Source organism: Streptococcus sp. KHUD_013, from assembly GCF_052588545.1.
On sequence record NZ_CP186264.1, the window covers coordinates 1,394,517 to 1,406,696 of the forward strand.

Genomic DNA, 12,180 nt, shown 5'->3' on the forward strand with positions numbered 1-12,180 from the left:
GCAATTCCAGGCATAGGAACCGCTTACAAAATACAGATAAACGAATTAGCTTAAACCGTGTTCTTTGATGGCTGCTTCGATATTGTCATATACCGGAGCGCTCATAGCTGGAATACGGAATAAGATTGGACCAGCTTCAACTACTGGAATACCAGGATCAAAGCCTAAATCTGTTGCAGCGATTGGTGTAAAGATATCATAACCTTTAATCAAATCTTCATTCACATCTTTTACCATTACCGCATCACATTGTACATCATATCCACGGTTTGAAAGCTCTTCTTCTAGAGCGCTTTTGATTTGGTGGCTTGAGTTAACCCCTGCACCACAGGCAGCTAAAATTTTAATCATTTGAATGACCTCCATTATAAATATTTTTAATTTTTACTATTAAGCAATCGCTTCTGTGATATAGCGATATAAGTCTTCTTCAGTTTCCAATTTCGACATGTTTTCAAGATTTCCATTTGTCGTAAAGAAATCCATCAAATGCGCCAAAATGTTTGTTTGGCTGGAACTAGAATTGTTAATGATGAAGAATAAAAGAGAAACTTCTACTTCTTTATCAGGTGCGATCATATTGTGGAAGGTTACCGGATTTTTCAATCGAACAACTACAATATTCTCTGTTAGGTTATGGATGATATCCGTATGAGGAATCGCTACATTCGGAAGATCCTTTCCTAGAAATTCCATATCCAAGCCAGTAGGGAACGATTTCTCTCTCTCTTTTAATGCAGCTCGATAAGAATCTGTCACAATCTGACGTTCTTCCAATAAAGTTGCAACCTGGTCAAACAATTCTTCTTGATTCGCAACATCTAGGCAAAAGACTAATTCCCGATTAAACAGTTGATTTAATCCCATCTTTTCACCCCTTCCACTTTTAAAATATCTTTTAATTACATGATAAGTATATCACTATATGAATGCGCTGTCAATTACAATATGTAATTTTTTGTTCTTTTTTGTTTATTTTTTATAGATTTATTTATAACCCCTCCCCTATTAAAGGATATAAAAAAGACCAGAATCTGCTTGAATCCTGGCCGTTTAGCTGTTTCTTTTCTAATTTTTACAAAATTTTTGTATAAGAATTGTATTTTTCTCGCACCTTATTAGAGATAGAATGATCGGTAATCACCGCATCTAAATCATCTAGACGGTAAAAAGCATAGAAAGAATAGCTGTCAAACTTACTGTTATCTGCTACTACATACTTTTCAATGGCATTGTTAAGAATAATTTTATTACCATTTCCTTCTTCTTCGTTTGCAGTCATTGCTGTATGACCGTCGATTCCATTTACCCCGATAAAGGCTTTCGAAACCTTAATTTCCTTTAAGAGCTTATTAGCAAACTGCCCTACAAAGGTCTGTGTCTTGACCCTATATCGACCTCCCACTAGGATAATGTCATAATTGGGTTGATCTTTTAATTTTTCAAAAATAGGTAGGGAATTGGTGACAATACTGACATGTTTCCCTTCAAGATAATCGCCAATAAAATCCGTAGTGGTTCCAGCCCCAATAAAAATTGTATCGCCTTCATCGATTAAAGCCGCACATTTTTGAGCAATCTCCCTTTTCTCTTCCACGTTCAACATGTTCTTTTCTGTATGAGAGACTTCTGTCAGACTATCCTTGATTTTTCGATGGGCCCCTCCATGAACACGAACCAATAGGTCTTGCTCCTCTAAGTCCATCAAATCCCGTCGAATTGTCATATCCGTTACACCCAAGAGATCACTTAGATCCTTAACAGAGACCACTTCATTTTTATCCAACTCTTGTAAGATTGCTACGTGTCTACTCTCTTTCATATGATGTCCTACTTTCCTATTTCTGCTTTCATTATACTATAATAGTGAACATTTTCAATAAGAAACAAACATTTTATCGATTTTTTTCTATATTAATCACTTATTTTGTTGGTCATTTTTGTAGAAAAAATTTATTTTTTGTTCATCTTTTTAAAAAAAGTAGATTTTTTTTAGCAAATCTGTTGACAGGACTTATAAAAAGTTGTATTCTTAATATGTTAACAGAATTGATAACGCTATCACAGAGTGATAGCAAACGTTTTGTTTACGAATTTCGGTCTCCTTATAAATATACAAGGGTAAACATGTGTTTACCCTTGTATTTTTTATTTATCTCCTTTGTTACGAATCACAAAGCCTGTTTTCTTCTCGCTTGAAGTATTGCGAGGTTTTTTATGATCCTTACGGTAACGTTTCTCTTTATCAAAGCGATCCTTTGAACGTCCACCTTTACGATAGTCATCACGACGACCATTGCCACGGCGATCACGGTCTCGACGGTCATCCCCACGACGGCCTCCTCGACCACCCTTGCCTTTGCCATCGAAGCCACCACCAGATGGTTTAAATGGTAACGGTTTTTCACGTGCAATCTCAACCTCAGGAAGACTATCTGGGTCTTGAACAGTTAAGCTGAGGATATACATAGCCAATTCTTCAGGACTGAATTCTGATGCTAATTGACGAGCATCCTTGCCAAACTTTTCAAAGTTGCTACGGATCTCCTCATTCGCAAAATCACGTTCAATTTTCTTCAGTGCAACCTGCTTCTTAGCTTGGAAGGCTTCTTCTGCACTTGCCGGCTTGAGACCTTTCATACGTTTCTTAGTTAAGTTCTCAATGATTTGGAGATAACCCATTTCATTAGGTGAAACGAAGGTAATAGACTGACCTGACTTACCTGCACGTCCTGTACGACCAATACGGTGAACATAACTCTCAGGGTCTTGTGGGATATCGTAGTTGTAGACATGAGTCACACCTGAAATATCCAAACCACGGGCAGCTACGTCTGTTGCAACGAGGACATCAAGATTGCCATTTTTAAAATCACGAAGGACACGAAGACGTTTGTTTTGGTCCAAATCTCCATGAATCCCTTCTGCACGGAAACCACGGATTTTCAGCCCACGAGTCAACTCATCTACACGACGTTTGGTACGACCAAAAACGATTGACAACTCAGGTTGATCAACATCCATAAGACGAGTCATGGTGTCGAATTTTTCTTGTTCCTTAACGCGGATATAGTACTGGTCTACCAGTTCTGTTGTTAATTCTTTAGCAGCAATCTTCACATGCTCAGGTTCTTTCATGAACTGAACACCAATACGTTTGATAGCATCTGGCATAGTCGCTGAAAAGAGCAAGGTTTGACGATTTTCCGGTACACGAGAGATGATATCTTCAATATCTTCAAGGAATCCCATGTTCAGCATTTCATCTGCTTCATCTAAAATCAAGGTTTCAATATCATGTAATTTCAGAGCCTTGCGTTTAATCAAGTCAAGTAAACGTCCCGGTGTTCCTACAACGATGTGGGCACCTGATTTAAGAGCCTTGATTTGTTTTTCAATACTTGAACCACCGTATACTGAACGGACTTTCACACCTTTACTACGGCCAAAGCGGAAGAGTTCTTCCTGACTTTGAACAGCTAGTTCACGAGTTGGGGCAATTACTAAAGCTTGGATAGTTGCTTCTTCTGTACGAATTTTTTCAAGAGTTGGCAAGCCAAAGGCTGCAGTTTTCCCTGTACCAGTCTGTGCTTGACCGATAACATCTTTTCCCTCAAGAGCCAAAGGAATGGTTTGCTCTTGGATAGGACTTGCTTCTACAAATCCTGCTTTTTCAATTTCTGCTAACAAATCAGCAGAAAGATTAAATTCATTAAATTTCACGTTATTCTTCTTTCTAAAGATGGTGCGAAGCCATCCTATAGCGCTTAGTTTATACTTTTCTTGTCATGACGTACTTTCATAGCTTTTATGAAAGACCGTGTTGCTTCTTTTCCACTAAAGAAAAGTACTGCTTTCTTTGCAACTTATCTAGTATACCATAGACTAGGGTTAAAAGATAGTAAAACGAAACAGGTTAAAAGGTTTTTATTGCGTAACCCCTTTCAAAAAAGTTCTTTCTACCTTTGGATAATTAGTATAATTTATTTTTTAAATTTGCGATAATATAAAAGACTGTGAAGTCTCTTCTTTACTTTGAATCACCTCATAAAAACAGCGTTACAATAGGCTTTCTAAAAATTTTCACTCACAATAAATCCCCTTTTATTTTGGGATTGTTTCCTTGATTTTTAATATGAAAATATGTATAATGATTCTAGTATCTAGGTTATTTCAGTATCATTAAAATGCTTCATTCATTTAACTGATTCAACGATTCAATCCAATTATAAATTGTTTATAATCCACTCAGTACTTTTAAATCTACTCCTACTATTTCCAAGAAGATTTTGTACAGTCGATCACTTGTATCAAAACTGCCTCTTCTTCTTAGGGGAGGCAGAGTTAAAAATGAAGGATTTTCTGAAATAGCCAAGATACGAAAGAGGTAAGGAATTTCTTCCCTACCTCTCTTTTTTTATCGTTTATGGGCAATCCAGCGCAAGATTCGTGATAACATCAACCACAAGACGAAGCTAGCGACCGAAATATAAATCCAGGCATTGGGATCATTTGTAAACGGCAATGGAACATTCATTCCAAAGAAACCAGTGACAACTGCTAAGACCGCTAACAGAGCTTCTAAGATGGTCAAGGTGGTCAAATTATCATTCAAATTGTTATTTAGGATGTTATTGTAAGAGCTAGACAATTGCTGCAAGACCTGAGAGTTCAACTCCGTCATATACACCAACTGTCTGGCCTCAATCATGGCATCATCAAATTGTTCTTTTTCCACATCATCAAATTGTCGGTAGATTAGGTGAGCCCTGATATGTTCCAGAAGCATGCGATTTTGCTTGGCAGCGGATGCTAGATAGACCATACCTGTTTCCACGTCAGAAAGAGCATAAAGGTTCTTACTAGTTGTCGTTTTTCGTAAGAGACGAGTAATCTCATCCTTGTGCTTATCTAGACGCTCAATAATCGGATAATAAGCATTACTAATCATCTCAAGGCCTGCAAACAAGAGTTTAAAGGTGGATAAACTTTCATGAGCATCAACATAGCGTTCCATTTGTGCAATAATATAGGCGTTGTCTCGGTTACTAATAGTTACAAGACGTGGCCCCTGGACAATGAAAGTCATTGGAATCGTTTCATAATATTCCTTTTCCTTTTCCATGTCCAAGACATTATAAATAAAAGTCACAGTTCCATTTTCACGGTTGTAATCCATGTGGGCACGTTCATTTTTATCCAATGCATATTCAATGGTTTCTTGATCAATACCATACTTTTGGTACAACTGGGATGTTTCTGCAATCAAGTCAGAATCAATATTAATCCAACTCCGACCATCTCCTAACTTTTTTTCAACGAACATTTCGTTTCCTCTTTACCTTATCTACCAGTACTCCTACCGATCACCCGAAATCGCTAGATGAGTCCTGTCCTCAATCACTTATCAACGCAATACAGCTGCTGCCAAGGCCTGCTGGATTTCGATGACACTATTATCACTCTTAAATTGGAGTGTTTCTGATGGTTCTACAGCTGATGAGACCCAAATTTTTAATTCAGCATCCAAATCAAAATGACCAGATGTTTCTACTGAAAAACGCGAAATAGAACGATATGGAAGAGATTTATAAGATGTTTTCTTCCCTGTCATTCCTTGCTTGTCCACCAAAATCAGACGGTACTCCGTAAAGACAATCAAGTCACGAATCAAACTAAAAGCCAGAGTTACTTGCTCACCTGGAACCAGGATATCCCCTAAATCTTTTTCAACCTTATCGACGTCTTTTTGAGAAGCATTGCCCATCAAACCTGCAAAAATACCCATGATTTTTTCCTCCACAACTTGTGCATTTTCTATCTTAATAACTATACCATATTTTTTACGAGTTAAAAAGTTGCGTGAACGTTTTTTTGATAGTATAATGAGAGAGTCACAAGAGGAGCAATTGCTGAGATTGGTTAGCTTGGATACCAGAGGTGTTCGTTGCTGGCCTAAACTCTTACCACCTGATCAGGTTAGGACCTGCGTAGGGATGTGTCTCAAAACAGAATGAAATAGAGAACTTCTATGACAACGTTTTGATGTGGCAACAAATGAGCCAATCAAAACGATTGGTATAGGAGGTTTTTTTATGTCGAAAACTACGATTCGACCAATGATTGAGGTTGCTCTTTTAGCGACCATTGCTTATATTTTGGATCTGGTTACTCAACCCATGTCCTTAGGTCCTTGGATTTCTCTATCTTTTAAGATGGTTCCCATCTTTCTCCTCAGTTTCCGCTGGGGCGTTAAGGCTGGTGCCATGGGTGGATTCATCTGGGGTTTGCTGCAAGTCGTAACGGGGGAAGCAGCTGGTGGTTGGTTGACTCCAATCCAAGGTTTCTTAGAGTATTTTGTAGCCTTTAGTCTAATTGGACTGAGTGGAACTGTCAAACCTGCGCTTGATAAGGCTATCAGAGATAAAAAACGAGTTCAGACACTCACATATATTACTGCCGGAGTCGTCTTAGGAGGGTTCGCACGTTACACAATTCACTACATTGCAGGGGTCATCTTCTGGGGAAGCTATGCACCAGCAGGCCAAAGTGCCTATCTCTACTCTCTGATTGTGAATAGCTCTTCCTTCTTAGGCGAGACAATTGCCAGCCTCATTGTCTTCTTTATTCTACAAGAATTTTTGGGAAGACTCCTTATTACAGAACAATAAAAAGCCAGCTCGCTTGAGCTGGTTTTTTCGATTTATATATTCTATTCAGCAAAGTGAACCAAGAGACTAGTTAGCTAGACTACTATCTAATTGCTACGACACGAAGAGGCGAAAACGATTATTTTTCGTCGATGAGTTAGTGAGACAGTTAGAGAGTGGGACAGAAATCGGTAATTCGTTAGAATTCAATTTCGTCGTCCCACCTCCGCACAGTTGAGTAGGACTGTAAAAGCTGATAAAATCAGCGTAGTAGAGCCCACTCAACCACTGCGTCTTGCTCGATAATCCAAAGACAATTGAGAGGCTAGGACTTTTGTCCCAGCCTCGTAGTCTACTTAGATTGTTTTGCAATCAAGTAGACTTACTGAATCACATCTTTTCCTCTAGTTCAACATCTGGATACTTGTCCGCAAACCAACGGAGGGCAAAGTCGTTTTCAAAGAGGAAAACAGGTTGGTCAAAGCGGTCTTTGGCCAGGATGTTTCGGCTTGAAGACATGCGTTCATCTAGATCTTCTGGTTTGATCCAGCGAACCGTCTTTTTACCCATTGGGCTCATCACCACTTCGGCATTGTATTCATTTTCCATCCGGTGCTTAAAGACTTCAAACTGGAGTTGCCCGACAGCACCCAACATGTATTCACCCGTTTGGTAGTTGGTATAGAGCTGGATGGCTCCTTCTTGTACCAATTGCTCGATTCCCTTATGGAAGGACTTTTGCTTCATGACATTCTTGGCAGATACCTTCATGAAGATTTCAGGAGTAAAGGTTGGCAGTGGTTCAAATTCAAACTTATTCTTCCCAACTGTTAGCGTATCCCCGACCTGATACGTACCGGTATCGTAGACCCCAATGATGTCTCCTGCTACGGCATTGGTGACATTCTCACGGCTTTCTGCCATAAACTGGGTGACATTAGATAACTTAGCACTCTTACCAGTACGAGGCAGATTGACACTCATCCCCCGCTCAAATTCACCAGACACGATCCGAACAAAAGCAATCCGGTCGCGGTGACGAGGGTCCATATTGGCTTGGATTTTAAAGACAAATCCTGAGAAATCCTTGTCAAAAGGATCGACAATTTCTCCATCTGTCTTCTTGTGGCCGTGTGGCTCTGGGGCAAACTTGAGGAAGGTTTCCAAGAAAGTCTGCACACCAAAGTTGGTAAGAGCCGAACCAAAGAAGACTGGAGTTAATTCACCTGCAAGGATAGCTTCTTCTGAAAATTCATTTCCTGCTTCATTCAAAAGCTCAATATCATCTTTTACTTGTTCATAGAATGGATTGCTAGCAAAAAGTTTATCGCCATCCTCTAGGCTGGCAAAACGTTCATCACCTTTATAGAGTTCCAAGCGTTGGTTATAGAGGTCATAGAGTCCCTCAAAGGCTTTCCCCATCCCGATTGGCCAGTTCATTGGGTAACTAGCGATGCCCAATACTTCTTCCAATTCTTGTAAGAGATCTAGTGGTTCACGACCGTCACGGTCCAGTTTATTCATAAAAGTGAAGACTGGAATCCCACGGTGTTTGACAACCTCAAACAATTTCTTAGTTTGGGCCTCAATACCCTTGGCAGAGTCCACTACCATGACCGCAGCATCCACCGCCATCAGGGTCCGATAAGTATCTTCTGAGAAGTCTTCGTGCCCTGGAGTGTCTAGGATATTTACTCGTTTGCCGTCGTAGTCAAACTGCATCACAGATGAAGTTACCGAAATCCCACGTTGTTTCTCGATATCCATCCAGTCAGATTTTGCAAAAGTCCCTGTTTTCTTTCCTTTTACGGTACCTGCTTCCCGAATCTCTCCTCCAAAGTAGAGCAACTGCTCAGTAATGGTTGTCTTCCCCGCGTCCGGGTGAGAGATAATGGCAAAGGTACGGCGTTTTTTAATTTCGTCAGTGATTGTCATTCTTTCATCCTCAGTTATTTTTTAAAAGCATATTTTTTAGTAAGTAGGATCCTTCTACATTGGTTCTCTCCTTTTACCTTAACTAACTTATTATAGCGGAAATAGAGCCTTTTTTCAATCATCAGTGTATTTATAAATTAAAAGCCTGAGGGAGAACTACAATGGTTCTACATCCCAGACTTCATTCAATCACAAGGGCTATTAGAAGGCTCCAAATCCTCCACCACCACCGCCATCAGAAAAGCCACCGCCGTCAAAGCCACCACTGCCATCTGAGGAGTTAATAGAGAAGCTTGAAACACTATAGGAATCATCTGCATAGTTCATCAAGGTAGAACCGTCTAGGAAGGTATTTGGAGAGGATGTCAGCCAAAGAACAGTGTCCCAGTCTTCATATGGCACGGAAATCTGATGATTTTGGAGTACCTGACTCACTTTTATAGCTTGGCCATACAAGGTCGCATAGACTAAGATACGATTCCATAGGACAACACTCTCAAGTTCTGCTTGATTGAAATTTGGAATACTTTCAATCATATTTCGAAAGGCCATCCATTCAAATTGTGAATCCAAGTTCTCTAAGGATTGTAGATGATCTTCACGAAGTTTCATAACAATATAAAATGGAATGAATAACAAAATCAAACATAAAATAGTCCAAAAATAGAATGAAGATAGGTATGAACCAAATCCAAAAGATAAGAAACACATGCTCACAAACAAGATCAGTAAGAGCCAAAAGTGTAAGGCACAGCCTGTTTTTGAAAAAGCTGCCTCCGTCTCAGATAAGTCTCTAAAATAAGAGGGCAAACCTAATTTCGCAATTTCCTTATCGACACCTTTTGACAATTGCTGGGCATCCTTTTGTAAAAGCGATCGAACGTCACTTCCGACCTTTCGAATACGGTCTCTTTGTGTGTCTGTTTTAGCAGCTCGAAAATCCTTTTTTAGGGCTGCTTGATTAATTTTATACTTTGAAAATACTTCGCTGATCCTGATTTCAGTTTCTTGATCAAAGATCATTTCAATAAACTTCAATTCAAAATCAGCCAAGCCTTCATGGTGTAGACAGGTCAAGGTTCCCCCATTGTCATCTCTCGTCAAACGAAGATTTCCTCGATCAATGAGATCCAAAATACTTGCTTGGATGAGATGATTAAATTTTAGTTGACCTTTCTCTCTAGACATGACCATCTGTTCAAAATCAAGTTGATACAAGGCCTTGGCTAGGACAAAGGGTGGCAAATTCTGTGGAGGTTCGTATAATCGTACTCCCTTTGCAATCCGACGAGTTCTGGTACTGATCATATAGCGGATCCATGGAATGAAAGCTAGAACAAATAAAAGAATTGCTACAATTGGAATGACTCTGAGAAACAGTGTCTTGTAGATGACTGTTTTTTGTTGAATGGATTTTTCTTTTTTAAGAAATTTATCCTTTCCCTTTTCCTTTTTAATCTCATTAGATTGGCCTCGACGTAGAGCTTCTGTCATGGGCCAGTATGCGTGGAGCTCCAATTTTCCATTCTTTGGGAAGTTCCATAACTGAATGTGATAGCCAGTCTCAGTCCGTTCAATCTGGGCTGGTGGATTAAAATAACCGGTATGAGCATACAAGTCTCCCTGCTTGGCATCCAAGCCATCCACATAAAAATCTAATTTTTCTACGTCCTCATCCCCATCTGAAATAGGGAACCAATTGAGCTCGGCGATATCGGAATACAGTTCTAGAATATGATCAATCTTCCATACAACCTTGATGGTAACTTTGCCACCAACAATCCTCGAATTGTAGATTTTTAATAAACGTCCATTTCCGAGATCCGATTCTTCTACACGGATCTCTCGTTTTTCCCCATCCACATAGGCTTCCACTTGAGGATTTTCATGGATTTTAAATCCTTTGGGAAGGGGATCTACACTCCCTAAAGTTACATACTGCCCATTATAGCCTGTTGAAAAAATGTAGGTAATCTCTTGCGTAAATGTCGCCTGGCTATCTTCCTGCAAGTGGAGGTGTCCCACATAGGATTCTATCGAATAGCGAACTTCATCATCTGCCTGAGCCGGACTAACCGTACAAAAAAAGGCACACAATATACCAATGACTAGTAAAAACCTCTTCATTTCAAACTCCTATTAACTAAAAGAAGGCTGAGACTGATGGTCCCACCCTCCTTTTTCTTTTTATCGAATAACTCTTTCTCTTGCAGGCTTACGACTGAAAAATACATTAAAGAGAAGCAAGGCTGCTGCTAAGATGCTAGAGACCACGACGTAATTCACCAAGAGGCTGTCCCCTTTGATAATCGGTGGCCGGGCCATGAGTCCATAATTCCCTCCAGTGACTTGGTTGACGCCGACTAGAAATAGATCCAAAACGAAAGTATAGAGAACAATCTCTCGATTTTTTAAGAGGCTCGAATCATAGCATCTCAAGAGATAAATCAAAGAATTAACCAAAAGACAGTAATGCCCGAGGAGGAAAGAAAAGCTCGTAATATGAGGGAAGGTGTAGGGATCAAAGACTGGATAGCCCAAGGCAAAGATCGCTCCACTCACTCCCATCAAGGCAAAGAACTGCTTGCTCTTCCATCGGTCTGGCAACAGCAAGACAGCAAACATAGCCAAACGACAATGGTACAAGGGTAAACTATTGGACCAGGGAAGCTGAAAAGCAAAATACCAGATATAGAGACAGATCAATTGAAATATTTGTAGGTTTCGAAAGATCTTCCGAAATTGTTCATTTTGGTAGTAACGTAATGAAGCCCATACTGCCATTACGATTAAAAGAACCATGACCCCATACCAAAGGAGCGGTATAACAGGTGGTACAGTGGATTCAGTTGTAAAAAAATGATGCATAAGGTCTCCTTATTAAACGGATTCAGATGTTCTTTTTCTTTTCTTACTGGACTTAATAAGATGATTGATCAGGATGAGGGTCCCTGTCATCAGGATAGTCACGATCAAGTAATTGAGCACGAGCCCATGATCGCCAATTACAGGAGGACGACGCATAAAGCCGTAATTTCCACCCGTTACGAGATTAGCAAGCTGAATAATAGCGTTGACACCAAAGGTCATCTGACAGATTTTCCAAGCATCTCCTTCTTCTACTTGGTAGAATTGGACCAGATAGATCAAGCAATTGGCCAAGAGGGCCCAGTGACCAAAGACATTGTTGATCGAGGAAACGTGAGGAAAAGGATAGGGATAAAAAACAGGATGAACCAAGGCCATAATGGAGCCAAAGACTCCCACGAGGGCAAAATATTGTTTGAAGCTGCTCTTAGGAACTAAGAGAATAATCCACATGGCCATCCGACTATGATAGAAGGGAAGACTCTCTGAAAGAGGCAAGCGAGCAGCTAGGTACCAAGAGTTGATGATGAGCAACTGGATCAACTGCCCATAATACCAAAAGTTTTGATAGCCTTTGGAAGAAGCAAATCGAATAGACAGATAGCCTACCACCATCAATGAGGCCGGCAACAAAAAGTACCAAGCTCCCAATTGAGGAGGGGCCGTTGGTTGACTGGTGAAAAATAAATCCCAAAGTGGCATGATTTCCTAACCTCAGCTCATCAAT

The 12,180-nt window shown here is 40.0% G+C and carries 11 protein-coding genes and 1 riboswitch; of the genes, 1 reads left to right on the forward strand and 10 read right to left on the reverse strand.

Features of this window, described 5'->3' with window-relative positions:
- Positions 1-45: 45 nt before the first annotated feature.
- From ACOXXR_RS06560 to ACOXXR_RS06585, 6 genes are all read right to left on the reverse strand, one after another.
- Positions 46-351 (reverse strand): PTS sugar transporter subunit IIB, encoded by a 306-nt coding sequence (locus tag ACOXXR_RS06560; RefSeq protein WP_006148587.1) that lies wholly within the window; start codon positions 349-351, stop codon positions 46-48.
- Positions 352-390: 39 nt separating this feature from the next.
- The gene (locus tag ACOXXR_RS06565) at positions 391-867 is read right to left on the reverse strand and encodes a PTS sugar transporter subunit IIA (RefSeq protein ID WP_048689142.1); all 477 of its coding nucleotides are present in this window, start codon (positions 865-867) and stop codon (positions 391-393) included.
- A 208-nt stretch (positions 868-1,075) separates the two neighbouring features.
- The gene (locus ACOXXR_RS06570) at positions 1,076-1,822 is read right to left on the reverse strand and encodes a DeoR/GlpR family DNA-binding transcription regulator (protein WP_129268758.1); all 747 of its coding nucleotides are present in this window, start codon (positions 1,820-1,822) and stop codon (positions 1,076-1,078) included.
- A 326-nt stretch (positions 1,823-2,148) separates the two neighbouring features.
- Positions 2,149-3,723 carry a DEAD/DEAH box helicase gene (locus ACOXXR_RS06575; protein WP_445278310.1) on the reverse strand — a complete coding sequence of 525 codons (1,575 nt, stop codon included), beginning with the start codon at positions 3,721-3,723 and terminating at the stop codon, positions 2,149-2,151.
- Between the two features lie 694 nt (positions 3,724-4,417).
- Positions 4,418-5,326 carry a magnesium transporter CorA family protein gene (locus ACOXXR_RS06580; RefSeq protein ID WP_048715581.1) on the reverse strand — a complete coding sequence of 303 codons (909 nt, stop codon included), beginning with the start codon at positions 5,324-5,326 and terminating at the stop codon, positions 4,418-4,420.
- A gap of 81 nt (positions 5,327-5,407) precedes the next feature.
- Positions 5,408-5,788 (reverse strand): PH domain-containing protein, encoded by a 381-nt coding sequence (locus ACOXXR_RS06585; RefSeq protein WP_006596927.1) that lies wholly within the window; start codon positions 5,786-5,788, stop codon positions 5,408-5,410.
- 101 nt (positions 5,789-5,889) lie between these two features.
- A riboswitch (TPP riboswitch) is annotated at positions 5,890-6,014 on the forward strand.
- A gap of 81 nt (positions 6,015-6,095) precedes the next feature.
- Here ACOXXR_RS06585 and thiT point away from each other — a divergent pair.
- Positions 6,096-6,671 carry an energy-coupled thiamine transporter ThiT gene (gene thiT / locus ACOXXR_RS06590; protein WP_445278311.1) on the forward strand — a complete coding sequence of 192 codons (576 nt, stop codon included), beginning with the start codon at positions 6,096-6,098 and terminating at the stop codon, positions 6,669-6,671.
- 369 nt (positions 6,672-7,040) lie between these two features.
- On the opposite strand, the gene ACOXXR_RS06595 is transcribed toward thiT, so the two are convergent.
- The 4 genes from ACOXXR_RS06595 to ACOXXR_RS06610 form a co-directional block, all read right to left on the reverse strand.
- Entirely contained in the window at positions 7,041-8,585 is a 1,545-nt protein-coding gene (locus ACOXXR_RS06595) for a peptide chain release factor 3 (RefSeq protein WP_445278312.1), read from the reverse strand.
- Positions 8,586-8,786: 201 nt separating this feature from the next.
- A complete protein-coding gene (locus ACOXXR_RS06600) occupies positions 8,787-10,712 on the reverse strand; it encodes a DUF2207 family protein (protein WP_445278313.1) in 1,926 nt (641 codons plus the stop codon).
- A gap of 60 nt (positions 10,713-10,772) precedes the next feature.
- Complete coding sequence (locus tag ACOXXR_RS06605; RefSeq protein WP_023022633.1) at positions 10,773-11,453, reverse strand: YwaF family protein; 681 nt, start codon at positions 11,451-11,453, stop codon at positions 10,773-10,775.
- A 12-nt stretch (positions 11,454-11,465) separates the two neighbouring features.
- A complete protein-coding gene (locus ACOXXR_RS06610) occupies positions 11,466-12,155 on the reverse strand; it encodes a YwaF family protein (protein WP_445278314.1) in 690 nt (229 codons plus the stop codon).
- Positions 12,156-12,180: the final 25 nt, after the last annotated feature.

Coding starts and splice junctions, on each gene's coding strand:
- ACOXXR_RS06560 (WP_006148587.1), bottom strand. CDS start 351: ATGATTAAAATTTTAGCTGCCTGTGGTGCAGGGGTTAACTCAAGCCAC.
- ACOXXR_RS06565 (WP_048689142.1), bottom strand. CDS start 867: ATGGGATTAAATCAACTGTTTAATCGGGAATTAGTCTTTTGCCTAGAT.
- ACOXXR_RS06570 (WP_129268758.1), bottom strand. CDS start 1,822: ATGAAAGAGAGTAGACACGTAGCAATCTTACAAGAGTTGGATAAAAAT.
- ACOXXR_RS06580 (WP_048715581.1), bottom strand. CDS start 5,326: ATGTTCGTTGAAAAAAAGTTAGGAGATGGTCGGAGTTGGATTAATATT.
- ACOXXR_RS06585 (WP_006596927.1), bottom strand. CDS start 5,788: ATGGGTATTTTTGCAGGTTTGATGGGCAATGCTTCTCAAAAAGACGTC.
- thiT (WP_445278311.1), top strand. CDS start 6,096: ATGTCGAAAACTACGATTCGACCAATGATTGAGGTTGCTCTTTTAGCG.
- ACOXXR_RS06595 (WP_445278312.1), bottom strand. CDS start 8,585: ATGACAATCACTGACGAAATTAAAAAACGCCGTACCTTTGCCATTATC.
- ACOXXR_RS06600 (WP_445278313.1), bottom strand. CDS start 10,712: ATGAAGAGGTTTTTACTAGTCATTGGTATATTGTGTGCCTTTTTTTGT.
- ACOXXR_RS06605 (WP_023022633.1), bottom strand. CDS start 11,453: ATGCATCATTTTTTTACAACTGAATCCACTGTACCACCTGTTATACCG.
- ACOXXR_RS06610 (WP_445278314.1), bottom strand. CDS start 12,155: ATGCCACTTTGGGATTTATTTTTCACCAGTCAACCAACGGCCCCTCCT.